Consider the following 23,546-nt stretch of genomic DNA (forward strand, 5'->3'; position numbering starts at 1 on the left):
GCATATTATTGCACATACAGTCCGTTAACCCATGAAAATCCAAACCTTTGACCAATATCAGGAGGCCTATCGCCAGAGCGTTGAAGATCCAGAAAACTTTTGGGCCGAGATCGCGCAGGAGTTCCAGTGGCGAAAGCCGTGGAAACGCGTTTTACAGTGGAATTTCGACGAACCAAGCATTAAATGGTTTGAAGGCGGCAAGCTAAATATCACCGAAAATTGCCTTGATCGGCACCTGAAAGACCGCGCTGATCAGCCCGCTATTATCTGGGAACCCAACGACCCGAGCGAACCGACTGTTACGCTGACGTATCAGATGCTCTACGATCAGGTTTGCCGCTTTGCCAACGTGCTGAAACGCAACGGAGCTAAAAAAGGCGACCGGATTTGTATTTATATGCCGATGGTGCCCGAACTGGCCGTGGCCGTGTTGGCGTGCGCCCGCATCGGAGCGATTCACTCAGTGGTGTTTGGTGGGTTTTCAGCGCGTTCCATTGCAGACCGGATCAATGATGCCGAGTGTTCAATCGTTGTTACGTCGGATGGGGCTGTGCGGGGCAACAAAGTCATTCCGATGAAAGACACGGTAGACGACGCCCTGATTGCCTGTCCGTCCGTGAAGCGCGTGATTGTGTTGACGCAAACGCGCTCAGCGGTGTCGATGATCAAAGGACGCGACGTGTGGTGGGAAACCGAAATGAAGCAGGTTACCAGCGAATGTCCCGCCGAAGAAATGGACGCGGAGGACATGCTGTTTATCCTGTATACATCCGGCTCAACCGGCAAACCCAAAGGCGTAGTGCACACCTGCGGGGGGTACATGGTCTTTACGGCTTATACGTTCCAGAATGTTTTCCAGTACGAACTGGGGGACGTGCATTTCTGTACGGCCGATATTGGCTGGATCACAGGCCACAGTTACATCGTTTACGGACCTTTGGCCAACGGCGCGACCACGCTGCTGTTCGAAGGGGTTCCAACCTGGCCAGACGCGGGGCGTTTCTGGGACATTGTTGATAAGCACAAAGTAAATATTCTGTATACGGCCCCGACCGCCATTCGCTCGCTGATGAGCTTTGGAACGGAGCCGGTGGAAGGAAAAGATTTAAGCAGTCTGAAAGTGTTAGGCTCGGTGGGTGAACCGATTAACGAAGAAGCCTGGCACTGGTACGACGACAACATTGGCAAAAATCGCTGCCCGATTGTCGATACCTGGTGGCAAACCGAAACCGGCGGTATTCTGATTTCGCCAATTGCGGGCATTACTAAAACCAAACCAACCTACGCGACGCTACCGCTGCCGGGCGTGCAACCCATTCTGGTCGATGAAAACGGCGTCGAAATTGAAGGCAATGGCGTCAGTGGTAACCTATGCATGAAATTTCCGTGGCCGGGCATCCTACGCACGACCTACGGCGACCACGAACGGTGCCGCCAGACCTATTTCAGTACCTACAAAGGGCTGTATTTCACCGGCGATGGCTGCCTCCGCGATGAGGATGGCTACTATCGGATTACGGGCCGCGTCGATGATGTCCTGAACGTATCGGGTCACCGGATTGGAACGGCTGAAGTCGAAAACGCCATTAACATGCACACGGGCGTCGTGGAAAGCGCCGTGGTGGGTTATCCGCACGACATCAAAGGCCAGGGAATTTACGCCTATGTGATTACGGAAAGTGATACCGCGCACGAAGAAGACCTGATTCGTCGGGATATTCTGGCCACCGTCAGCCGCATCATCGGGCCAATTGCAAAACCGGATAAGATTCAATTTGTGCGAGGCTTACCCAAAACGCGTTCGGGGAAAATCATGCGCCGGATTTTGCGTAAAATTGCCGAGGGAGACACCAAAAACCTGGGCGATACCTCAACGCTGCTCGACCCGAATGTGGTGGAGGATATCAAACAAGGCGTCCTGATTGAAGCAAAAGCCTGATCTAATCTTCTGATACTGGCAAAGAACGCCGAACGAGATCGTTCGGCGTTTTTTATTTCCGGTTATCCTGTAATATTTCTACTGCTTGCGCGACTAATAGTCTGAAATTCAACATTAAGGTATCGCCGTGATGGAAAAAGAGTTTATCAGCCTGTTAAATCGGCACCCGGGCATTTTGTACAAAGTCTGTTCGCTGTACTGCAAGGATGACGAAGATCGAAAAGACCTTTTTCAGGAAATGGTGCTTCAGCTCTGGAAAGCATTTCCGGCCTTCCGGGAAGAAGCAATGGCTACAACCTGGATGTACCGAATTGCCTTGAACACGGCGATTTCCAATTACCGGAAGCAGACCCGGAAACCCCTCCCATTGCCACTTTCGGAAGGAATTTTTCAGATTCCGGACTTGCAGGATACCGTGGCGCACGAAGATTCCCGGCGGTTATACGCCGCCATTGAGCAGCTGTCGCCCGTCGAAAAGGCCGTTATTACGCTGTATCTGGATGATCACAACTATGAGGAAATGGCGGCTATTCTGGGCATTTCCAAATCCAATGTGGGGGTGAAACTGAACCGCATCAAAGCAAAACTGGAAAAATTAATCAAAACAATAACCCTGTAAACAGTAAACGATAATGGAACTGGATGAATTGAAAGCAAGCTGGAGAGTATACGACGAAAAAATCAGTCGGCAGCAGCAGTTAAATGAGCAAATGTTTCTTTCGATGATTAAGGATCGTTCGAAAAGTAACCTGGCAAAAATGGGGCAGAAGATCAGGCTGGCCGGTACAATCATGGTAGGAACCATCCTTTTCTTTACCGCGGCTATCTTGGGCAATCCCTTTGATTTTACAAATTGGTATTCGTACGTACCGATGGTTTTGTATCTCGTACTGGGGCTTTTTGCGTTGGTGATTATAGTGAAAGAGCACCGCCAGTTGAATCAGGTTAATTTGAGTCGGGAAAACTTGCGCGACAGTCTCGCCAAAGTAATTCAATCGCACGAGCAGACGCAAAGGATACTCGGCAAGGTTTGGTTACTGTTTATGGTAGCTGGTTTTTTACTGGGTGTTGCGCTGGTAAGCCGGAATTTTGATGCTTACGGAATGGCAAAGACGGTAACTTTTTTGGGCCTTCAGGTTGGAATTATTCTGGTACTCTATGGGTTAGCAAAATGGGTTTTTCGCGCCTTCGAAGACCCACAGGCGGAAGCCTTGAAAGAAAGCCTAAAAGAGTTAGATCAGCTGAAACAGTTATTATAAGCACCTGGTTATAAGAGTATGTGCTACCATAAGTCACTCAACGTCAACGCCGCCAAGCTCGAAGAGCGGTATGACGCATCGTTTCCGCAAAAGGCAGATTACCAGCCTATTTATCACGCTGCGGGTTTCCAGTTTCCCGCCTGGCCCATTGTGACCCGGCAGGAACCGGGCAAGTTACAGCTGGTACGCTGGGGGTTGGTGCCGCGCTGGGTTAAAAGCAGCAGTGATGCCGACGAAATTCGCGCTCGCACCCTGAATGCAAAGGCGGAGACGCTGTTTGAAAAGCCCTCGTTTCGGCAAAGCATTTCGGCGGGGCGACGGTGCCTGATTCCGGTTACTGGCTTTTTTGAATGGTATACGCAGGGTAAGAAAAAATACCCGTTCTTCATCCAAACCAAAGACCAGCCTATTTTCTCAATCGCCGGAATTTGGGACGAGTGGGCCGATCCAGAAACGGGTGAAGTGACACCGACTTACAGTCTGCTAACAACCGAAGCCAACGATTTATTGGCCAACATTCATAATACGAAAAAACGGATGCCGGTCCTGCTGACGCCCGAAGCCGAACACGCTTGGTTGCACGAAGACCTGAACCAACAGGAGGTACTGGATTTGACCGCAAATCTTTACCCCGACAAAAAAATGCATAGCTACAGCATCAGCAAGCGCATTACGTCCCGCACAGAGCCATCCGACGCTCCCGAAGTTCTGGAAACCTTTACCTATCCAGAACTAGAAAGTAAAAAAGAACTTTTTGCGTAGTATTTTAAGAACGATGTACTACTCGTAAGGTGGTCAGGCAGGATGTTTGGCGCCTCACGAGCATGTTCCTGCCTGCCTATTCCATTCATCCTTTCTGATTTCCTCCCGCCCAACGCATAAGCCGTTCTCGGATTTGACCGGTAATTAAATGCATTCCTAACCAATATTTGTAGGCTTTTTCACCAGGAAAAGTCCAGTAAACTCTCTATATGAAGAAAAATCTATTGCTTTTATTTTTAGGTTGCTCCACGGTTGCGCTGGCCCAAACGGCACCAGTAGGCGGAAATCCTGGCAATCGACCCGCTGTCGCCATTCCCGGCACGGCAAACGACAACACACCACGCGGAAATGGTAAAATAGTGGGTGTTTTGGTGGATTCAACCACAAAAAAGCCCGTCGAATTTGCAACGGTAGCCCTGATTAGCCTCGAAACGAATAAGCCCATCGACGGAACAACTACGGACGACAAAGGAAAATTTGCGCTGACGAAAGTAGCGAACGGAAATTACCGCGTTCAGTTTTCATTTATTGGGTATAGATTGAAGGAAAGCGGTCTGGTTAAAATCGACCGGGGTACAGACATCAACCTTGGGAATGTGCAAATTGCGCCGGATGTTAAGACGCTGAAAGAAGTAACGGTGACTGGTCAGGCAGCCATGATCGAAGAGAAAGTGGACCGCCTGGTTTACAACGCCGAAAAAGACCTGACTACCAAGGGCGGTGATGCGACCGACGTCATGCGCCGTGTGCCCCTGTTATCGGTTGACCTGGACGGAAACGTTACCCTGCGGGGCAGCCAGAACGTGCGGGTTTTGATCAACAACAAGCCTTCGACCATCATTGCCAGCAGCGTGGCCGATGCCCTGAAGCAAATTCCAGCGGATATGATTAAGTCGGTGGAGGTGATTACGTCGCCATCGGCTAAATACGATGCGGAAGGCTCGGCGGGGATTATCAACGTCATTACCAAGAAAAACAACTTGCAGGGAGCCACGCTCAGCGTGGACGTGGGTGCCGGTAACCGGGGCTCTAACCTGGGCGTAAACGGAAACCTGCGGACGGGCAAAATGGGCTTTACGCTGAGCGGCTTCGGACGGGCCAACTACAACATTAAAGGTACGTTCGACAACACCCAGACCAGTATTCGGGACGGGGCGACGTATGTAACCCGGCAAACGGCTGACACCAAGAACCAGTTTACGTTCGGTACGTATCAGTTAGGTTGGGATTACGACATTAATAAAAATAACGTGGTTACGGCTGGTGTCCGTTATGGCGCTCGCAACGGGACAAACTCGCAGTACCTCATTACGACACCCGCCGCGGGTACGCCTATCCGCGATGTGGATATCAAAGACTTGTCGGGGACGGTTGACGTGAACGTGGACTACACCCGAACGCTGAAAAAGCCCCAACAGGAATTCAGTATCCTGACGCTTTTTAGTCGGAATAACCGTACGAACGACTTTGTGGCTGACCTGCTCGATGGCAACAAAACGATTGTGGGCCGCGAACGCAACGATAACGGCAGCTTTAACCAGGAAACTACCATTCAGGCGGACTACCAGACGCCCATCCGTGCTAACCAGCAGTTGGAACTAGGTGGTAAAGGCATTTTCCGGCAGGTTGAAAGCACGTATCAATACCTGATTGCCGAAGGAGCGAACGGCGCTTACCAACTGAACCCGAATCGTCCGGCTAACATGCTGAACTACGATCAGAACGTGGTGGCTTCTTATCTGTCGTATACGTATTCGACCAAGAACAAGTATACGTTTAAAGTAGGGGGGCGGTATGAATACACGATGATCAACGCCACTTTTAGCGCGGAGCAGAAAATCGATGTGCCCGATTACGGTAATTTTGTGCCGAGCGTCAACATCTCGAAAGCCCTGAAAGGCGGTAAAATGCTACGATTAGGGTATAACCGTCGTTTGCAACGTCCCGGTATTCAGTTCCTGAATCCGAATGTCAATGCGGCCAACCCGCGCAATATCTCATTCGGAAATCCGTATCTGCGGCCGGAGCTAACCGATAACGTTGAGTTGACATACAGTACAACGATAAAAACGCTTTACCTGAATTTTACGGGCTATGGCCGCACGACAAATAATTCGATTGAAAGTGTGCGCCAGCTAATCGGCACGGATACTATCCAGACGACTTTCCAGAATATTGGGAAACAGGATGCCTATGGCGCCAACGTTTTCGGAAACCTGACGCTATTTTCCAAATGGCAAATCGGTGGTGGTGCGGAAGCTTTCTATGCTTACCTGAGCAACAATGGCAACAACGGACAGCCCCGGTTCAGCAATAGCGGTATGGTCGTGAGTGGACGGCTGTTTACTAGCCTGCAATTGAAAAGCGGCTGGGGTTTCCAGGGCTTTGCTTTTTCGCAGGGAAGACGCGTGCAGCTTCAGGGAACGCAGGGCGGATTTACGTTCTATAGTCTGGGTGTGAAGAAAGACTTCAAAAACAAACGCGGAAGCATCGGACTGGCCGGAGAAAATTTTGTGATGAAGGCGTTCAAAATCCGTAACGAACTACAAACTCCAGAATTTACACAAAGCAGCCTGACCCGACTTTACAACCGGGGCGTACGGGTGAACTTCAGCTACCGGTTTGGCAAAATGGGCTTCGATCAGCAATCGCGCCGCCGCAAAAAATCGGTGACCAACGATGACGTGAAGCAGGGCGAAAGCGGAGAGAGCAAGCAGCAATAATAAGGATTAAAAGAATAAAAAAAGGGAAGCTCAGCGCTTCCCTTTTTTTATAACAGTATGTCTTAGAGCATGGCTGCCCCGAAAACGCCCGCGCTGTCGCCGAGTTTCGGCTTGAGAATGTGCGTGTCGATAACTCCGTTGTTAAAGACGTATTTCTTGGCCCGTTCAACCCCTTCCGTATAAAGCAGATCAATGTTGCCGACGCCACCGCCCAGCACAATGGCATCGGGGTCCATGAAGTTAATAATCGTCGAAATAGCCCGGCCAAAGTATTCCAGCAAGCGGTCGATGGTTTGGCTTGCGTAAGGGTCGGTACCCGCCTCGTGACGGGCCAGAATCTCTTTCAAGTTTCGTTCATCGCCGCTAATGTCTTTGTAAAAACGCTGGAGCGCCGGACCCGAGAAAACCTGTTCGTTACAGCCCTGCTTGCCGCAGTAGCAAGAGTAACCGTTCTCTTCCAAGATGTTATGGCCCCATTCGCCCCCAATTCCCTGCAAGCCATTCTGCACAAAAGGAACGCCATCGTGCCCGCGAAACACCACACCACCGCCAACGCCCGTACCCATAATAACGCCAAAAACGCAGCGGTAATCGGGTGCCACCTCGGGGACGGCTCCTAAAGTGGCTTCGGCAAGCGCGAAACAGTTGGCATCGTTAGCGATTGCCACCGCAGTACCCAGTGCCTTTTCCAGGTCAAGGGGCATGTTTCTGCCGTTCATGGAGGTAGTATTGCTGCCCTTCATCACTTTCAGGCGGGGATCAAAGGTGCCGGGTGTCCCAAAACCAATCCGGTCGGGTTGGTAGCCCGTCTCTGCTTTCAGCATGTCCACAAGGCGGGCAACCTGACTAATGATATGTTCGTAGCCTTTATCGGCTTCGGTAGCAATGCGCTTTCGGATAACCACGGCGTCGGGTGAAGGCGCAGATAAAATGGCACCTTCAATTTTAGTACCACCCAGGTCGATTCCCCAGTAGGTTTGCATAGATAATCGATTAATATGGTTTGGAATTCAATCGGGCAACAGCAGGTTTCTGCATAAATTGCGCGAATTTAACCCAATATCGTTATCAATTACCGGATCTTTACGCCAATCCGCTGGGATTCTTGAAAACTACCACGAGATTGCGTCTTCATTGAAGTGATTTTTATTTATTGATTTCCCAAAATGCCCTGGTATACTAATTTTTTTCACGGTCTCGTTCAGCAAGCCTGGAAAGAGGCCCAGGATGAGGAACAGACGGCCCAGGAGGTCGATTTTATTTGTGATTTGCTGGCGCTTCAGCCCGGACAACGGGTACTGGATGTGTTTTGTGGCTACGGACGGCACGCGCTTGAGTTAGCCCGGTTGGGCTGTGTGGTGACGGGCGTGGATATTTCTGAAGAATACATTGCGGAGATTCAGACAGTAGCCCAGGACGAGCAGTTGCCTATAAAAGGTATTTGCGCTGATTTTATGGTTGCCCCACTGGAGCAGAGCTACGAAGCGGCTTATTGCTTTGGTAACAGTTTCAGTTTTTTTCCATACGACGACATGCGGCGTTTTCTTCAGAAAATCGCGGACCAATTGCCGGTTGGGGGAAAGTTTATGGCCGATACCGGAATGGTTGCCGAAAGCGTTTTACCGGATTTTCAGGAACGGAGCTGGATGAAAATTGGCGATCTGACTTTTTTGATGGAAAATGAATACGAAGTGGCCGAAAGCCGGATTAACTCGCACCTGACCTACTTACAAAATGGGCAGACCGAGTCGCGAACCGCTCAGCATTATGTGTATACCTATGCCGAGTTACGTCGCTTATTCAGGGAGGCTGGATTGGAAATCACGGAAACTTTTTCCGCCCTTGATGGCAGCGAATTTGTACTAGGCGATGAACGTTTGTTGATTCTTGCCGAGAAATTACCAGATTAGAAGGGTCATTAAGCCCATATAGAAAGCCCTACTATTTACGGTGGAAAGTAGTTTAGTTTAATCAACAATTGGTAACAGAGCAGGTTCGGCTAATTAATCCTTGTAAAGTATCTAATTATTAGTATAGTATAAAGATTGTGCACTATAATTGGATTATATAAAGTAATTTGGATTTTTTAAGGAAAAGGTCAAATCATTTCGCTAGTTTAACGGTTAAATTAACACTGTTAAATTGATACTCAAACTACATGGAAACTCTGGAACGTAAGCAACGTAGTAGAGAACAGACACGTAGCGGAATCATACTAACTGCGAAAGATATTGCTCGTCGCGAAGGATGGCAGGCGGTGTCGATCCGAAAAATTGCCGAGGCTATTGATTACAGTGCTCCGGTTGTTTACGAATATTTTGATAGCAAAGATGTGCTGATCAACGAAATTCGGAACGAGGGTTTTCGCTACCTGCAAAGCGAATATGAACGCATCAGAAATCTCTACCGCGACCCTGAAAAACGGTTGTTCGAAACGTCAATGATCCAGTGGCAATTTGCGCTGGAAAACACGGAAATATACCAGGTTATGTACAACCTGAACGGTGCTTATTGTGCACTGCCTGTTAGTGACTCAGACGATATGGAAAAAATGAGTGATGTCGTGCGACTGATCATTTTTTCGTTTATTCCCAAATCTAAAGAAAGTATTCAGAAGCTTTATTTTGAGTGGTGGTCAATGTCACACGGCATGATTGCGCTGGCTCTGCTACTTCGGAATAAACAATCGCTTGAGCAATCGGAACAAATTTACCGGGAAGCAATCCGGAAGTTCGTACGTGGACTAAAATAAGGGGACATCGGTAGCTACCAGATTTGACAATCAAGAAGGAAGAGAGCTACGAAAACCATAAGCTAGTAACATAAAAACATTACTATTAAAAAAGGTCGCCTGGAAAGGCGACCTTTTTTGTTAAAAATAAATCACCTCATTAAACCTCTGACAAAACCCGGTGTCAAACGGCTACAACAAGAACAAAGACAAAACGACAATGAACAAACTAATGATAGTAGCCGTCGCAGTCGGATTGACACTGGGTGGCTGCGCAACCCAGCAACCAACAACAAGTGGCCGATACGACAGAGATAGATATGATCCGAAAAACAGGTATGAGCAGCGTAACGAACGGTACGCCGACGACCGCCTGGAAGAACGTCTGGAACGATACGCCGGTGAATTAAATTTAAGCCGTCGGCAAGTCCGGGATCTGCAACAAATTCAAAACAAATACGAACGCCGGAGCCAGAACAACCGAAATGCTTACCGCCAGATGCAACAGCAAAAGCAACGCGAAATGCTGTCGGTACTGACGCCTAGCCAACGCGACCGACTTTACCAACTCGAACGGAATCGGCGCGACAATCGCTACGATAGCCGACGCGGTTAACCGAATTGACCTTAATACGTAATACAACCTGAAAATGATTAAAGCGGAGGCAGTTGCTTCCGCTTTTTTTGTGTCTTGAAAACCTTATGGCCAGTACTGCGCCATTTTGTGCCGCAAAAAGGCAACGCTTCGTTCCAGTTGCTCCATCCCATCCACGCCGTCTTCAATGCTGATCCAACTGTCAAAGCCAACGCGCTTTAGTTCCGTGAAAATGGCGTCGTAATCATTGAGCCCTTTGCCAATTTCTCCGTGACGCAGCCGTTTAGCATAACCTGCTGAACCGCTTTCTTCGCGTTGCAAATCGGCAATGGTTCCTTCAAGCAGGTATCGGTCGCTGGCGTGCATGGTCACTACGCGGTGCGAAACGCGTTTGAGCAGTTCCAGCGGATCTTCCCCGGCCAGATAGGTATTGCTGGGGTCATAATTCACCCCAAAATTCGGGTGTTCAATTTGCTCGACAAGCTGGCAAAAAACGGCCATTTTCTGGGCAAATTCAGGATATTCCCAGAAATCATCTTTGTAATGATTTTCGATAATGAGCGTAATACCATGCTCTTGGGCATAGGGTAAACAGGCTTCAATGCATTCAGCGGCTAGATTAACACCCTCATCAACAGTAAGTTCTGGGCGGCGTTGACCGGAAAGCACTCGGCAGTAAGAACCACCCAGGGCATACGTCATATCAATCCACCGTTTTTGTTTGGTAATCTCCCGCTGGCGAAAAGCAGCGTCCGGATGCGTGAAGTCAGGAGAGCAGCACATCATGGGAATCACTTTACCGTGTTGTTCAACCTGCTGGCGGAACCGGGGCCAGGCCGCTTCATCGGCCATCTCAAGAAAACCCGCATACCATTCCAGACCGTCAATGTCGAGTTTGACGGCTAGTTTGATCCAATCAGATAGGCGCATGGTGCTGTCTTTGCAGAGGGCTTGCATAAATGCTTTGGGAAAAGCAGCTAGTTTAGGCATGGAAATAAAGCGTAAGTAAAAAAGAACGGGGCTTTTATTTAGGAGGATTGCGTCCGATAAACGGATGTTGTTCCAGATCAACGACTTGGCCGCTAATGGGCCCACTTTCATCGGCCAGCCAATAAACAGCGGCGGCGGCGATCTCGGCGGGCCACAGGATACGACCCGCAGGCGCAAATTGGGGCGGAACGTCTTTGTACCAATCGGGAGCAAGGCCGTGCTCGTGCTTTCGCTGGGCCTCGTTTTCGGTGAGTACCCAGCCGGGATTAATCTGATTAACGCGCACGCCCTCTTCCCGGTGGAGCGTATCACCCAGATTGCGGGTCAGGGTCATGAGCGCCCCCTTCGACACGCTGTAGGCCATCAAGTTGGGTTCACCACACCAGGCGTTAACCGATCCAATGTTCAGCACACAACCCCGTGCCTCCCGCAGATGGGGTAAGGCAGCCTGAATGAGTGAAAACGGAGCGAGGGTGTTGATTTCTAGTATCTTGCGAAAAAAAGAGAGGTCGGTAGTATGAATGTTGGACGAAGCTACCAGCGCGGCGTTGTTCACCACAGCATCCAGCCGACCAAAAGTTTGCAAAGCCTTGGTAACTAAATGCTGGGCGGCGTGCTCAGCGGTGAGGTCCTCAATGTGCAATACGGCTTTGTCAGAGCCTAGATTGGCCACAACCGCTTCTCCCATTTCCTGTTCCAGTCCGTGAACGACAACGCGGGCACCTTCGGCTACACAACGTTCGGCAATGGCTTTGCCAATGCCAGTGCAGCTTCCGGTAACAAGAATAACTTTATTTTTTAGACGCATGAGGCTTTCGTTTTGAGAGTTGCCCGGGGGTAAAGAAGGCCTTAAATGGGGCGGAGCACGCTTTTGACTACGCTGCCCTGGTGCATTTTCTCAAAGGCTTCGTGCCATTCGGAAATGGGCCAAACCCCACCAATAATGGGGCGCACGTCTAATTGTCGGCTAGCCAGCAAAGTCAAAACGCGTTCCCAGATGGTCCAGTGATGGCTAAAGCTCCCCTGTAGCGTAACATTTTTCTGAACAAGCGGATCAAGCGAAAAACCCAGCGGCTGTGCCCCCCAACCCACTTTAGTGATGTGGCCATTAGGGCGAACCAGTTGCAAAGCGAGTTTCAAGGTGAGACTGATTCCGGCGGCGTCGATAATGCAGTCGGCACCAAGCCCGTCGCGGGCCTGCGCCCAGGCGGTCGCATCACCGATAATGGCTTCGCAGCCATATTGTTGCGCAATGGCCAGCCGGTGCCGATCGGCTTCCAGACCGACAATGGCTACTTCCGCGCCGCAAAGTTTAGCGACCGCCGCGCACAAAATACCGATGGTGCCGGGGCCAAGTACAAGCACACGGTCACTGGGTTTAATGCGCGAGTTCTCGACAACGGCGTTGAAGGCCACGCAGCAGGGTTCGGTCAAACAGGCTTCTTCGAAAGCCAGACCCGCCGGAACAGCGTGGAGGCAGCGGGCCGGAACGCTAACGAAGCGGGTCATGGCTCCGTTGACGCCGTAGCCGAAGCCTTTGCGAGTGGGGTCAAGGTTGTAGCGGCCACTTCGCGACATGGGATTGGTCGGATCAATAACGGCGGCCGTCTCGCTAACCACGCGGTCGCCTTCTTTCCAGCCTACGACACGACTGCCAACCTCAGCAATGTAACCACCAAATTCGTGACCTAAAACAACCGGATAATTAACGGGCCAGCTGTGGTCGGAGGTCCACTGGTGGAGGTCGCTGCCACAAACGCCAACGTTGGCCACTTCAAGGAGTACATCCTCGTCGCCAATAATTGGTTTGGGAATTTCACGGATTTCAACAGAGCCTTTTTCCGGCGCATAGTTAACAACAGCGGCAGATTTCATGAAAGGGTTTAGTAAACTTGTAGATAAACAGGACTTTATACGTGGGGCATTGTACCAACAGGAACATCCCCATAGGCGTGAATTTTAGAGCAAATCAGGCGGAGGGAGCTTTCCAGATCGCCGGAAGCGGTTTTGAACGAATCGGCATCAATGGTCAGGGGAGCGCCAAGCACCACCAGCGGCGCGCCGTATTCGGGACAGCGAATGGCCTGTTCCAGCGAAAGTCCACCAACCGCCTGAACGGGAACGTTCACCGCCTGAACAACCTCCCGGAGCTGGTCCAGCGGACTAGGCATGCGTTCGCCACGCGCGGCAATTCCCCGCCGTTCGTCGTAGCCAATGTGATGAATAATGTAGTCGCAACCCAGTTCCTCAAGCCGTCGGGCACCCGCCACCATATCGCGGCAAACCATGTTGTCGCCCATAACTTTAACCCCAAAATCGCGACCAGCTTGAACCACGCAGCGAATGGTTTCGTCGTGGGCACGGGCCATCACTACCACGTGCGTAGCACCCGCTTTAGCCATCATCTCGGCTTCCAGATACCCGCCATCCATGGTTTTCAGATCGGCCACAATCGGCACATTCGGGAAGGCACTACGCAAGGCACGTACACCGTGCAAACCTTCGGCGAGAATGAGCGGTGTCCCTGCTTCCAGCCAGTCGATCCCGGCGCGCATGGCTAAGGCGGCTGTTTCCAGCGCTTCGTCAATATTGGTTAAATCCAGCGAGAGTTGAACAATGGGCTTCATAAGGTATAAAAAGCTGAAAATACCTCATAGATAGTACTTTTGCTATTTTTTACAGCATTATAAGTATTTTTGAAGCCAATTTGCAGCATCTAGCCGTTATTACGGAAGTTAACGGTTAAAATTATTCGCTGAATGAGGTGAATAAGCAAGAATTTAAAAGGATCAGCTTTTACAACAAAACTACCATGTCGTTATCAACTACTTCGCCATCAGCGCTAAAGGCAATTCTATGGGCGGGCTTTGTAGCCGGAACACTGGATGCACTAGCAGCCGTTGTTGTTTTGGGTAAAATGAAGGCAATTCCTGTTTTTAAATACATTGCGAGCGGATTTTTTGGCCGGGAGGCGTTTACGGGTGGTATCGACATGGTTGGCTATGGCGTTCTATTCCACTATTTGATCGCCTTGGCCTTCACACTGGTTTACTTCTTTATTTTCCCGTACCTGCCTTTTCTGCGCAAGGAAAAGATCGCCAGTGGCTTACTCTATGGCATTTGCGTATGGGTAATCATGAATTTCGTGGTATTACCCTTGTCTAATGTTCCACCTACACCGTTTACCTGGCAAAATGTTCTGGTAGGAATATTGTTGCTTATGTTTTTGGTGGGACTGCCTATTTCGTGGATCATCCACCGCTACTATCGGTTAAATCGAGGGTCTTTTGTACGGCCGTTCCGTTTTTGAGTTAAGCGGCCAGGGCCATTTTGGGCAGCCGAATCCCAAAATAATCGGTCAATTTCTGCTCAAAATCCTCTGAATCCAGAATCGGAAATTCATGGACACGGGCATGCTCGGTAATTTTCAGCATACTGTCAGTCAGCGTTATTCGGCCAGTTGGGGTAGCAATGGTACAGAGTTTATTGCGGGTAAAAAACGAAGCGTGGGAAGTCTGGTGGAAATCGCACATCGCGGTAAACTCCGACAGTTTGCGGGGAACAAGCGTAAAAATATAAGACGTAACCCAATCACCCATTTCGTGCTGCTGCTGGACGGCCAAATAACGGTTGTCGTGCTGAATAATGCGGTAACGGCCTGTTTCGTCTTCCTGAATCTCATTTAGGTTGATGCGCAGTGGATGGTGCCCAAAGCGGCGGCCAAATCCAACGTCAACCAGCCACGATTCGTCATCGATGTGAGCTACGACCGCCAGATGGTCAAATTCATCCTTAAAGCCTTTTTCCACTTCGTAGACGCGTCCTGAAATCATCTCGACCTGGTAACCAATTGACTTTAGAAGCTCGTAAAACAGACTGTTGAGCTCATAGCAAAAACCACCCCGCCTTTTGATAATGATTTTATGAAACAGCGTGGGAATATCCAGCGTTATTTCCTTTCCGTAATGAATATCCAGGTTTTCGAGGGGAACCGTTAAGAGGTGGTTTTTATGAAGTTGCTTTAATACATCCAGTGGGTTATCTAAATATCCCGAATAACCGAGCCGTCTCAAATACAAATTTGTTTGCATAGTCAGTCTGGAAAGAGAAAGGTGGTATTTGTTGTTTACTTCGTCTGAACAGTGGAAAGCTATTGCTTTGCAGGAACAAAGTTCGCTTATAAAGGGCCTAAATCCAGGTAATATTGGCTGAAGCGTGGTTTTTTATAGCTGAATTGTACTTTCTGAGCCTTGAAGAGGAACTGACTTATGGATCGGTTTATCAGCCGATCTTTCTGCGTCGCAGAAATACGACCGCCCTCATTTGGCCGTTAATTACTTGTCGGTTCTAGCATTTTGCTTTCGCCAGCATCAGAAAAAATCCTGACGTATGCCTACCCAAATCCAAGTATTTTATCCGCTCCGTGAAGGCGGGCCAGCCGAGCGATTGTTGTTCGATACCAGTTCAATCATGACGGCAAACGCCATGATTCCACACCAGGGCGATTGGATACAACCCACCAAAGAGGAGCTAAAAAAACTTTTCGGTGATCCGGAACAGGTCGTATGGTTGGAGGTGACAAAAGTTATTCATTCGTGTGAGCCTGTAGAAATAAGGGTATTTACTCAGTGGCTTTTCTTTCAATAATGATTTGCCGAATGATAGAGAAAAAAGAACTGACGGCTCTACAGGAAGTTGGAAGCTTAATGAGCTAATTCATGATGTATCTTTGTGTATTTTTAACTCTTTTTTAACGCTTATTTTATACATTATAAATCTAAGTAGTTTTACTTTGGCCCATCAATACGGCACTACATGGGCTTCTTCAAAAACATAGCACTGGCCATTGGGCTAATCTGGGCGTTAGCGCTCCGAGTCTATCCGGCTATGGGTCAGGAGTTATGGCCTGCACATTCCCTGGGCTGTGCTGTCGTTTCTTCTGAAAAGGAGAAGAATCCTAGTAACACAGACGGTGCGGCAGCCGTTGCTTCACTGCAAACTGAAGACGAGCAGGATTCTAGTTCAACCGACTATTTGCCTCTTTTTGATTTACCGCTGGCGATGCAATTGGCCAGCTGCAACGTCTCGGTTCTCTCGGCCGGCCTGACAACAATTCCGGTTGGAAAACGGGCGGGTCCTGCGTTGCCTTATTACCTGCTTTTCTGCTCGCTCCGCATTCCCTTACAAGCTTAATCCCAGCCCGTTCCTATCTCTTTGGGCTGTCACTTCCCCACGAATGAGTTTTACTGACTCATTTCTGCATCAAATTTCCTGACAATCAAAGCCGACTGTTCCACGGAACGGTCCGGCGCATTCTTCTCTTAAAACACACATAACCCCCATGAAAAAGCTACTGCTTTTCGTTTTTGGGTGGATTGCTATAACACCCTTGCGGGCACAGGTAAGCCAGGATACCCTGCGCATTACACTACCCCAGGCTGAAGCGCAGTTTCGGCAGCGTAATCTTCAACTCATGGCCAGTAAGCTGGGAATCAGCGAAAACCAGGCGTATGAGTGGCAATCCAAACTCTGGAATAATCCAAGCATCTACGTTGAACAGATGCCCTATAACAGCCAAACTAAAGAAGTGATGCCGTTGCGGCAACGCAATTCGGAGCAAGTTCTGCAGTTTCAACAGCTTTTATTATTGGCTGGCAAACGAAACAAACAACTGGCCATCGCTAAAACTAATACGGAGATTGCTGCCGACCGCTTTTATGACTTGCTGCGGACACTCAACTACCAGCTCCGAACTACCTTCTACGACCTGTATTATACCCGGCAGTCGCTGGCGGTGTATGGGGAAGAAATCGGTACACTCCGGCAAACCGTCAACCTGTTCCAGCAGCAATACGAAAAAGGCAATGTCCCGCTGAAAGATTTGTCGCGGCTGAAAGCGTACTTGTTTACACTGACAACGGAGCAGCAGCAGCTACTTAAAAAATCGACCGACGACCAGGCTGATCTGGCCCTATTACTGAATGCCAGCCCTTCCACGATCATTCAGCCAGCGCTGGAAAATACGGGCGCGCGACCTGACGAGTTGCGCCCGAACGGAGCCGCTCCGTCTGCCGTCGGTCAACTGTCAATCAATGAGTTGTACAAAACAGCGGAAGACAACCGCTACGATCTGAAAGCCTTCCGCGATCTGGTCATCCAGGAAAAACAGAACCTGACGTTGCAAAAAGCGCTGGCGGTTCCTGACTTGCAGGTACAGGCCACCTACGACCGAAATGCCGGTTACATTCCAAACTATTTTGGTCTTGGCGTAGGGATTAACCTGCCGGTTTTTAATAAAAATCAGGGCAATATCCGGGCGGCCACCATCCGGACCCAAAGCAGCCAGCAGGCAACGGATGCCTACCGCCTTCAGGTGGACAGCGAAGTGCAGCGCGCTTACCAGAAAGCCCTTCTGACCGACCGCCTGTACCGCACGTTTGACCAGCGCTTCAACGACGATTTCGGCAAGCTGATTCAAGGGGTTACGGTGAACTACAAAAAACAGAACATCGATGTGGTTGAGTTTCTGGACTTCTTCGATTCGTATAAAGTCAGTCAGATTCAGTACACGCAGCTACAGAACGACCGGATGCAAAGTCTGGAAGAGCTGAACTACGCCGTTGGAACAAACCTATTCGCCCAATAATTAAGCCGCTGTCCGGCTACGGATAGCAAAACAAACGATGAAATTGAAATCAATAAGTATCCGTTATACGCAAACTGTCGGCCTTTTTCTCGTGGTTACCACTTTGTTATCCAGTGGTTTAACAGGCTGCCAATCGTCGGCAAGCGAAACCGAGCAGGAAATTGCGACCGCACCTAACTTACTGACAACGGCTAAGCTGGATACGGCCAAAGAAGCAACCGTCAATAACGAACTGAAACTGACCGGTAAAATAACCTTCAATCAGGACAAAGTGGTGAAGGTATTTCCGCTCGTGGGCGGCCACATCGACCAGGTAAAAGCTGATCTGGGCGATTACGTGAAGAAAGGGCAGGTGTTGGCCATCATCCGTTCGGGCGATATGGCCGACCTCGCACAGCAGGCCATCGCCGCCAAAGGCCAGTTATCAGTAGCGCGGAAAAACCTACAGGTTACCGAAGATATGGCCAAATCGGGGCTTAATTCGCAGCGGGATTTGGTGGCAGCTCGCGAGCAGTTGCAGGCTGCGCAGGGCGAAGTCAACCGCGTGAACGAACGCAAAAGCATTCTGGGCGGCTCCGGTTCCACCTACGTGGTGAAGGCCCCGGTTGACGGTTTTGTGGTAGAGAAAAATGCCTCGCAGGGCATGGAACTACGGTCCGATGATCCCGAGAACTTGTTCACCATCTCCAATCTGGATCAGGTCTGGGTCTTGGCGAACGTCTATGAATCTGATCTGGCCAAGGTGCGGGAAGGCTACGAAGCTTCCATCACGACGCTTTCGTACCCAGACTTGGTTTTCAAGGGTAAAATTGATAAAATCTTCAACGTCCTTGACCCCGACAGCAAAACCATGAAAGTGCGGGTAACACTGCCCAATCGCGTGGCCGGACGCTCGGACTACATGCTGAAACCGGAAATGTTTGCCAATGTCAGCCTTCAGTACGCCGGGAAGGACCAGCGCGTGGCGGTGCCCGCCAAGTCCATCGTCTTTGACAAAAGCCGAAACTTTGTGGTGGCCGTAACGGCAAACAACCAGCCGGTTGTGCGCGAGGTAGATATCTTCAAAACCATTGGTGATAAAACCTACCTCAACAGCGGCCTGCAAGCCGGCGAACGGGTCGTCTCGCAGAACCAGCTTCTCATTTACAGTGCACTTGGAAATTAATGAGTGAAAGCGATAAAGAGTGAAAGAGTGTGTCGAAATCCTTTCGCGCTTTATCGCTTTCACTCTTTCGCTCGCTCATTCACTCTTTAAATTGCCATGAATAAATTCATCAAAAATATAATCTCCTTCTCGCTGAAGAACCGATTTTTCGTGTTCTTCCTGACGGGATTGGTCGTAGTGGCTGGATTTATCAGCTACCAGAATACACCGATTGAAGCGTTCCCGGATGTTACCAATACCCAAATTACGATCATCACGCAGTGGCCGGGCCGCAGCGCCGAGGAAATCGAGAAGTTTGTAACAATTCCGCTGGAAATTGGCCTGAATTCAGTGCAGAAAAAAACGGACGTTCGTTCAACAACGCTCTTTGGGCTTTCGGTGGTGAAAGTTATGTTCGACGATGGGGTCGATGATGCTTTTGCCCGGCAGCAGGTTAACAACCTGTTGGGCGGCGTCGAGTTGCCCGATGGCGTCAAACCAGACGTGCAGCCGCCGTATGGCCCTACCGGTGAGATTTTTCGCTACACGCTCAAGAGCAGCACCCGCACCGCACGCGAACTGAAAACTTTGCAGGACTGGCAGATTGAACGACAGTTAAAAAGTGTTCCGGGCGTGGCCGACGTGGTTAGCTTCGGCGGTGAGGTGAAAACGTACGAGATTTCTGTCGATCCGCGCCGGTTGCAGAACTTCGACATTACGCCTTTGCAACTCTATCAGGCGGTGGCCAATTCCAACGTCAATGTGGGTGGCGATGTGATCGAAAAGAATTCCGAGGCGTACGTGGTACGTGGCATCGGGCTGCTGAAAAATAGCCAGGATATTGAGAATATCATCATCAAGAACGTCAAAGGCACGCCCATCATGGTGCGGAATGTTGCCCAGGTGTCGGAATCGGCGCTGCCCCGTTTGGGACAGGCGGGCCGCGACAACCAGAACGATGTGGTGGAATGTATTGTGGTGATGCGCAAAGGCGAAAATCCCAGCGAGGTGATTGAGTCCGTGAAAGCCAAAATTGACGAGCTGAACAGCACTATTCTGCCCGCCGACGTCAAAATTGACACGTTTTACAACCGGGAAACGCTGATTCACTTCGCGACGCACACCGTAACGCACAACCTCATCGAAGGGCTCGTTTTTGTGACCGTCATTGTGTTCCTGTTCATGGCCGACTGGCGGACCACCATCACGGTGTCCATCATTATTCCGCTGGCATTGCTGTTTGCCTTTATCTGTCTGCGTTTAAAGGGAATGTCGGCCAACCTGCTGTCCATGGGCGCAATAGATTTCGGAATTATCGTGGACGGTGCGGTGGTGATGGTCGAGGGAATCTTCGTGACGCTGGACGAAATGGCGCATCATAACGGTATGGAAAGGTTCAACAAGCTGGCCAAGCTCGGCATTCTGCGCAAAACCGGAACCGAAATGGGAAAAGCGATTTTCTTCTCTAAGCTGATCATTATCACCTGTTTGATTCCTATTTTCTCGTTCCAGAAAGTAGAAGGTAAAATGTTTTCGCCCCTCGCCTGGACACTGGGTTTTGCGCTGCTGGGGGCCTTGTTCTTTACGTTGACGCTGGTTCCGGTCCTGGCTAGCTTTCTGCTGAAAAAGAACGTTCGTGAGAAACACAATCCATTTGTCGAGTTCCTGACGCGCCACGCAACCCGCGGCTTTGGGTTCACTTTTGCCCATAAAAAACTGACTTTGTTGGTATCGGTTGGACTGGTTGTGATCGGTTTGTCGGGCTTTAAACTGCTAGGTACGGAATTTCTGCCGGAACTGGACGAAGGGTCAATTTACGTGCGGGCGAGTATGCCGATGAGCATTTCGCTGCCCGAATCGGTGAAGCTGACAACCCAGATGCGGCACGTGTTCGAGGCGTTTCCGGAAGTGAAAGGCGTTATTTCGCAGACAGGCCGCCCCAACGATGGAACCGACCCGACGGGTTTCTACAACATTGAGTTTCTGGTCAGTATATTTCCCAAAGAAGCGTGGAAAAGTGGGTTAACGAAACAGCAGCTCATCGGGCAGATGCAGGAGAAACTGAAAGTGTTCCCTGGCGTGGATTTCGGATTTTCGCAGCCGATTATGGACAATGTGTCGGAGGCCGTTTCGGGCGTGAAAGGCTCCATTGCAGTCAAAGTGTACGGACCCGATTTATATACGCTGGAAGAAAAATCGACCGAGATTCAAAAGCAACTGGCTACGGTTCAGGGAATTGAAGACTTAGGCGTCATTCGGAACATTGGTCAGCCAGAGCTACGGATCGAACTTGATGAACAGAAATTGGCGGCCTATGGCGTTGACAAGGCCGATGCCGAGGCAGTCATCGAGATGGCTATCGGGGGCAAAGCAGCCACCCAGATTTACGAGGGCGAACGCAAATTTGATCTGCGTATCCGGTACGACCGGCCCTTCCGCTCTAACGAGTCTGAGATTGGAAACCTGATGGTGCCGACGCAGAATGGCTCTGAAATACCCATCAAGGAAATCGCCCGCGTTTACACTCAAACAGGCCCGATCCTGATCTACCGCGAAGGAAACCAGCGCTATGGTGCCGTGAAGTTTTCGGTGCGAGGCCGCGACATGGGTGGAGCCGTGACCGAAGCGCAGCAAAAAGTGACCGCCAACGTGAAATTACCCCAAGGCTACACCATCAAATGGGCGGGTGATTTTGAAAACCAGCAACGGGCTACATTGCGGCTGGAGCAGGTGGTGCCGATCAGTTTATTGGGGATTTTCTTTATTCTGTTTGTGCTGTTCGGGAATGTCAAAGATGCGGGGCTAGTGCTGTTAAACGTGCCTTTCGCCATCATTGGCGGCATCGCGGCCTTGCTGATTACGCACGTCAACTTCAGCATTTCGGCGGGGATTGGCTTCATTGCGTTGTTTGGTATCTGTATTCAGAACGGGGTTATCCTGATCTCCGTATTCAAAAAGAACCTGCACAATCGGCTGTCGCTGAACGAGTCCATTCGGCAGGGGGTCATTTCGCGGGTGCGGCCCGTGGTGATGACGGCCATGATGGCGGCCATCGGGTTGATTCCGGCGGCCATTTCGACTGGGATTGGGTCTGAAACGTCGAAGCCGCTAGCGATCGTGGTGATTGGCGGACTGATTACGGCTACCTTCCTGACCTTGCTGGTGTTTCCGCTCTTGTTTTACGTATTCTACCGTCAGAAAGCACTCGTTGACTTATAACCTTATAGTTTGTTTTAAGAGGAAGTGTACAAACCCGCCGGATTTCCAGCGGGTTTTGTCTTTGGTGGTTTACACGGTTTCTTTCTCTGCATAAACCGGTTTCGGCGGTTTCTCCGATGAGGATTTGATAATCGCTTTAACTTCAAACATATTGATAACGGGCAGAAACTTGGCGAACAAAAGAAAGAGCGTAAAGAATAAACCGAACGAAAAAATATAATCGCTAATGTCGAACAGGGTTGGCGAAAACATGGCCCAGCTGGATGGCAAATAATCGCGGTGCAGCGAAGTGACGATGATCACAAAGCGCTCGAACCACATACCAATATTGACAATTACCGACAGAACAAACGTCCAGGTAATGCTCCGCCGAATTTTCCGCGACCAGAATAGTTGCGGCGAAATCACATTGCAGGTCATCATGGCCCAATACGCCCACCAGTAAGGTCCGAAGGCACGGTTGATGAACGCGTATCGTTCGTATTCCACGCCTGAATACCAGGCAATAAAAAACTCAGTCAGGTAGGCGACACCCACAATGGAGCCGGTCAACGTGATGATTTTGTTCATCGATTCGATGTGTTCAAACGTGATGTAATCTTCCAGCTTGAATACGACCCGCGTAATCAGCATCAGGTTCTGCACCATCGCAAAGCCGGAAAAAATGGCTCCGGCCACGAAATAAGGCGGAAAAATAGTGGTGTGCCAGCCCGGAATAACGGACGTAGCAAAGTCCATACTAACAATCGTGTGTACCGATAAAACCAGCGGCGTTGAAATTCCCGCCAGAATCAAGCTAACGTATTCGTAGCGTGCCCACGTCCGCGCCCCGCCATTCCAGCCCAACGAAAACATGCCATACAGAAAGCGGGAAACGCGGTGGGTGGCCCGGTCGCGAATGGTGGCCAGATCGGGAATCAGGCCGATGTACCAGAACACCAGCGAGACGGTGAAGTACGTGCTGATGGCAAAAACATCCCAAACCAGCGGCGAGTTGAAATTAACCCACAAGGAGCCGTACGCGTTCGGAAAGGGAATACACCAGTAGGCGAGCCACGGCCGTCCGGCGTGCATGAGGATAAAACTAGCCGCGCAAATCACGGCGAAAATGGTCATGGCTTCAGCTGCCCGGTTGATCGACGTCCGGTATTTCATGCGAAAAAGCAGCAAAATGGCCGAAATCAGCGTCCCGGCGTGCCCAATACCGACCCACCACACAAAGTTGGTGATGTCCCAGGCCCAGCCCACGGTCTTGTTCAAACCCCAGACGCCGAGCCCTTCCCACCAGGTCCAGAAGACGCAGACAGATCCGTAAAGCAAAACCAGGAACGAAATGCCAAAAGCGATGATCCAGGCGCGGGTGGGTTTTCCTTCGACCTGTCGGCAAATGTCTTCCGTCACGTCGGCGTAGGTTTTCCCGCCCGTGATGAGTGGCGCCCGAACGGAAGCCGTAATGTGGTGTGAGTCTGAAGTAGGATGGTATGGCTGATCGTGGTTGGACATGGCGCAAAATTTTGGGACAAACCTACACGACTTCC

21 protein-coding genes are annotated in these 23,546 nt (G+C 50.2%); 14 read left to right on the top strand and 7 right to left on the bottom strand.

All coding sequences use genetic code 11. From position 1 onward, the window contains the following. The first annotated feature begins 31 nt into the window (after positions 1 to 31). From acs to L0Y31_RS13780, 5 genes are all read left to right on the top strand, one after another. Entirely contained in the window at positions 32 to 1,939 is a 1,908-nt protein-coding gene (acs, locus tag L0Y31_RS13760; protein ID WP_234733651.1) for an acetate--CoA ligase, read from the top strand. Positions 1,940 to 2,069: 130 nt separating this feature from the next. Continuing rightward, positions 2,070 to 2,558, top strand: a complete 489-nt coding sequence (locus tag L0Y31_RS13765) for an RNA polymerase sigma factor (RefSeq protein ID WP_234733652.1) — start codon at positions 2,070 to 2,072, stop codon at positions 2,556 to 2,558. A 13-nt stretch (positions 2,559 to 2,571) separates the two neighbouring features. Next, the gene (locus L0Y31_RS13770; protein WP_234733653.1) at positions 2,572 to 3,198 is read left to right on the top strand and encodes a hypothetical protein; all 627 of its coding nucleotides are present in this window, start codon (positions 2,572 to 2,574) and stop codon (positions 3,196 to 3,198) included. A gap of 18 nt (positions 3,199 to 3,216) precedes the next feature. Beyond that, positions 3,217 to 3,960, top strand: coding sequence for an SOS response-associated peptidase (locus tag L0Y31_RS13775; RefSeq protein WP_234733654.1), 744 nt, complete (start codon positions 3,217 to 3,219; stop codon positions 3,958 to 3,960). A 209-nt stretch (positions 3,961 to 4,169) separates the two neighbouring features. Continuing rightward, positions 4,170 to 6,683 carry a TonB-dependent receptor gene (locus L0Y31_RS13780; protein ID WP_234733655.1) on the top strand — a complete coding sequence of 838 codons (2,514 nt, stop codon included), beginning with the start codon at positions 4,170 to 4,172 and terminating at the stop codon, positions 6,681 to 6,683. Positions 6,684 to 6,745: 62 nt separating this feature from the next. Here L0Y31_RS13780 and L0Y31_RS13785 read toward each other — a convergent pair whose 3' ends face one another. Then, positions 6,746 to 7,666: an ROK family protein gene (locus L0Y31_RS13785; protein ID WP_234733656.1), complete on the bottom strand. Its 921-nt coding sequence runs from the start codon at positions 7,664 to 7,666 to the stop codon at positions 6,746 to 6,748. 183 nt (positions 7,667 to 7,849) lie between these two features. On the opposite strand from L0Y31_RS13785, the gene L0Y31_RS13790 reads away from it, so the two are divergent. From L0Y31_RS13790 to L0Y31_RS13800, 3 genes are all read left to right on the top strand, one after another. After that, positions 7,850 to 8,593 (top strand): class I SAM-dependent methyltransferase, encoded by a 744-nt coding sequence (locus L0Y31_RS13790; RefSeq protein WP_234733657.1) that lies wholly within the window; start codon positions 7,850 to 7,852, stop codon positions 8,591 to 8,593. 248 nt (positions 8,594 to 8,841) lie between these two features. Beyond that, positions 8,842 to 9,435 carry a TetR/AcrR family transcriptional regulator gene (locus L0Y31_RS13795; RefSeq protein WP_234733658.1) on the top strand — a complete coding sequence of 198 codons (594 nt, stop codon included), beginning with the start codon at positions 8,842 to 8,844 and terminating at the stop codon, positions 9,433 to 9,435. A 211-nt stretch (positions 9,436 to 9,646) separates the two neighbouring features. Next, positions 9,647 to 10,030 (top strand): hypothetical protein, encoded by a 384-nt coding sequence (locus L0Y31_RS13800; protein ID WP_234733659.1) that lies wholly within the window; start codon positions 9,647 to 9,649, stop codon positions 10,028 to 10,030. Between the two features lie 84 nt (positions 10,031 to 10,114). Here L0Y31_RS13800 and L0Y31_RS13805 read toward each other — a convergent pair whose 3' ends face one another. From L0Y31_RS13805 to L0Y31_RS13820, 4 genes are read right to left on the bottom strand one after another with little or no spacing between them, the layout of a single operon-like run. Next, positions 10,115 to 10,999, bottom strand: a complete 885-nt coding sequence (locus tag L0Y31_RS13805; RefSeq protein ID WP_234733660.1) for a sugar phosphate isomerase/epimerase family protein — start codon at positions 10,997 to 10,999, stop codon at positions 10,115 to 10,117. Between the two features lie 34 nt (positions 11,000 to 11,033). After that, positions 11,034 to 11,807 (bottom strand): SDR family oxidoreductase, encoded by a 774-nt coding sequence (locus L0Y31_RS13810; RefSeq protein WP_234733661.1) that lies wholly within the window; start codon positions 11,805 to 11,807, stop codon positions 11,034 to 11,036. Positions 11,808 to 11,848: 41 nt separating this feature from the next. Further along, complete coding sequence (locus tag L0Y31_RS13815; RefSeq protein ID WP_234733662.1) at positions 11,849 to 12,874, bottom strand: zinc-binding dehydrogenase; 1,026 nt, start codon at positions 12,872 to 12,874, stop codon at positions 11,849 to 11,851. 35 nt (positions 12,875 to 12,909) lie between these two features. Beyond that, on the bottom strand, positions 12,910 to 13,626 hold the full coding sequence (locus tag L0Y31_RS13820) for an orotidine 5'-phosphate decarboxylase / HUMPS family protein (RefSeq protein WP_234733663.1): 717 nt from the start codon (positions 13,624 to 13,626) through the stop codon (positions 12,910 to 12,912). 185 nt (positions 13,627 to 13,811) lie between these two features. Here L0Y31_RS13820 and L0Y31_RS13825 point away from each other — a divergent pair, with 185 nt between their 5' ends. Continuing rightward, a complete protein-coding gene (locus L0Y31_RS13825; protein WP_234733664.1) occupies positions 13,812 to 14,309 on the top strand; it encodes a DUF1440 domain-containing protein in 498 nt (165 codons plus the stop codon). Between the two features lies 1 nt (position 14,310). Here L0Y31_RS13825 and L0Y31_RS13830 read toward each other — a convergent pair whose 3' ends face one another. Continuing rightward, positions 14,311 to 15,090, bottom strand: a complete 780-nt coding sequence (locus L0Y31_RS13830; protein WP_234733665.1) for an arylamine N-acetyltransferase family protein — start codon at positions 15,088 to 15,090, stop codon at positions 14,311 to 14,313. Between the two features lie 298 nt (positions 15,091 to 15,388). Between L0Y31_RS13830 and L0Y31_RS13835 the strand changes: the two genes are divergently transcribed. The 5 genes from L0Y31_RS13835 (at position 15,389) to L0Y31_RS13855 (ending at position 22,008) form a co-directional block, all read left to right on the top strand. After that, the gene (locus tag L0Y31_RS13835; protein ID WP_234733666.1) at positions 15,389 to 15,646 is read left to right on the top strand and encodes a hypothetical protein; all 258 of its coding nucleotides are present in this window, start codon (positions 15,389 to 15,391) and stop codon (positions 15,644 to 15,646) included. 168 nt (positions 15,647 to 15,814) lie between these two features. After that, the gene (locus L0Y31_RS13840; protein ID WP_234733667.1) at positions 15,815 to 16,192 is read left to right on the top strand and encodes a hypothetical protein; all 378 of its coding nucleotides are present in this window, start codon (positions 15,815 to 15,817) and stop codon (positions 16,190 to 16,192) included. A gap of 148 nt (positions 16,193 to 16,340) precedes the next feature. Then, complete coding sequence (locus L0Y31_RS13845) at positions 16,341 to 17,645, top strand: TolC family protein (protein ID WP_234733668.1); 1,305 nt, start codon at positions 16,341 to 16,343, stop codon at positions 17,643 to 17,645. A 37-nt stretch (positions 17,646 to 17,682) separates the two neighbouring features. Beyond that, positions 17,683 to 18,810, top strand: coding sequence for an efflux RND transporter periplasmic adaptor subunit (locus L0Y31_RS13850; RefSeq protein WP_234733669.1), 1,128 nt, complete (start codon positions 17,683 to 17,685; stop codon positions 18,808 to 18,810). A 96-nt stretch (positions 18,811 to 18,906) separates the two neighbouring features. Beyond that, positions 18,907 to 22,008: an efflux RND transporter permease subunit gene (locus L0Y31_RS13855; RefSeq protein ID WP_234733670.1), complete on the top strand. Its 3,102-nt coding sequence runs from the start codon at positions 18,907 to 18,909 to the stop codon at positions 22,006 to 22,008. Positions 22,009 to 22,077: 69 nt separating this feature from the next. On the opposite strand, the gene nrfD is transcribed toward L0Y31_RS13855, so the two are convergent. Continuing rightward, a complete protein-coding gene (nrfD, locus tag L0Y31_RS13860) occupies positions 22,078 to 23,511 on the bottom strand; it encodes an NrfD/PsrC family molybdoenzyme membrane anchor subunit (RefSeq protein WP_234733671.1) in 1,434 nt (477 codons plus the stop codon). Positions 23,512 to 23,546 lie beyond the last annotated feature (35 nt).

The sequence above is a fragment of the Tellurirhabdus bombi genome, assembly GCF_021484805.1.
Lineage (GTDB): Bacteria > Bacteroidota > Bacteroidia > Cytophagales > Spirosomataceae > Tellurirhabdus > Tellurirhabdus bombi.

Bases quoted from the DNA above. Each gene is read 5' to 3' on its own strand.
- L0Y31_RS13820 (WP_234733663.1), bottom strand. From the start codon at position 13,626: ATGAAGCCCATTGTTCAACTCTCGCTGGATTTAACCAATATTGACGAA.
- L0Y31_RS13790 (WP_234733657.1), top strand. From the start codon at position 7,850: ATGCCCTGGTATACTAATTTTTTTCACGGTCTCGTTCAGCAAGCCTGG.
- L0Y31_RS13830 (WP_234733665.1), bottom strand. From the start codon at position 15,090: ATGCAAACAAATTTGTATTTGAGACGGCTCGGTTATTCGGGATATTTA.
- L0Y31_RS13845 (WP_234733668.1), top strand. From the start codon at position 16,341: ATGAAAAAGCTACTGCTTTTCGTTTTTGGGTGGATTGCTATAACACCC.
- L0Y31_RS13765 (WP_234733652.1), top strand. From the start codon at position 2,070: ATGGAAAAAGAGTTTATCAGCCTGTTAAATCGGCACCCGGGCATTTTG.
- L0Y31_RS13810 (WP_234733661.1), bottom strand. From the start codon at position 11,807: ATGCGTCTAAAAAATAAAGTTATTCTTGTTACCGGAAGCTGCACTGGC.
- L0Y31_RS13785 (WP_234733656.1), bottom strand. From the start codon at position 7,666: ATGCAAACCTACTGGGGAATCGACCTGGGTGGTACTAAAATTGAAGGT.
- L0Y31_RS13850 (WP_234733669.1), top strand. From the start codon at position 17,683: ATGAAATTGAAATCAATAAGTATCCGTTATACGCAAACTGTCGGCCTT.
- L0Y31_RS13795 (WP_234733658.1), top strand. From the start codon at position 8,842: ATGGAAACTCTGGAACGTAAGCAACGTAGTAGAGAACAGACACGTAGC.
- L0Y31_RS13835 (WP_234733666.1), top strand. From the start codon at position 15,389: ATGCCTACCCAAATCCAAGTATTTTATCCGCTCCGTGAAGGCGGGCCA.
- nrfD (WP_234733671.1), bottom strand. From the start codon at position 23,511: ATGTCCAACCACGATCAGCCATACCATCCTACTTCAGACTCACACCAC.
- L0Y31_RS13855 (WP_234733670.1), top strand. From the start codon at position 18,907: ATGAATAAATTCATCAAAAATATAATCTCCTTCTCGCTGAAGAACCGA.
- L0Y31_RS13780 (WP_234733655.1), top strand. From the start codon at position 4,170: ATGAAGAAAAATCTATTGCTTTTATTTTTAGGTTGCTCCACGGTTGCG.
- L0Y31_RS13825 (WP_234733664.1), top strand. From the start codon at position 13,812: ATGTCGTTATCAACTACTTCGCCATCAGCGCTAAAGGCAATTCTATGG.
- L0Y31_RS13840 (WP_234733667.1), top strand. From the start codon at position 15,815: ATGGGCTTCTTCAAAAACATAGCACTGGCCATTGGGCTAATCTGGGCG.
- L0Y31_RS13770 (WP_234733653.1), top strand. From the start codon at position 2,572: ATGGAACTGGATGAATTGAAAGCAAGCTGGAGAGTATACGACGAAAAA.
- L0Y31_RS13800 (WP_234733659.1), top strand. From the start codon at position 9,647: ATGATAGTAGCCGTCGCAGTCGGATTGACACTGGGTGGCTGCGCAACC.
- L0Y31_RS13805 (WP_234733660.1), bottom strand. From the start codon at position 10,999: ATGCCTAAACTAGCTGCTTTTCCCAAAGCATTTATGCAAGCCCTCTGC.
- acs (WP_234733651.1), top strand. From the start codon at position 32: ATGAAAATCCAAACCTTTGACCAATATCAGGAGGCCTATCGCCAGAGC.
- L0Y31_RS13815 (WP_234733662.1), bottom strand. From the start codon at position 12,874: ATGAAATCTGCCGCTGTTGTTAACTATGCGCCGGAAAAAGGCTCTGTT.
- L0Y31_RS13775 (WP_234733654.1), top strand. From the start codon at position 3,217: ATGTGCTACCATAAGTCACTCAACGTCAACGCCGCCAAGCTCGAAGAG.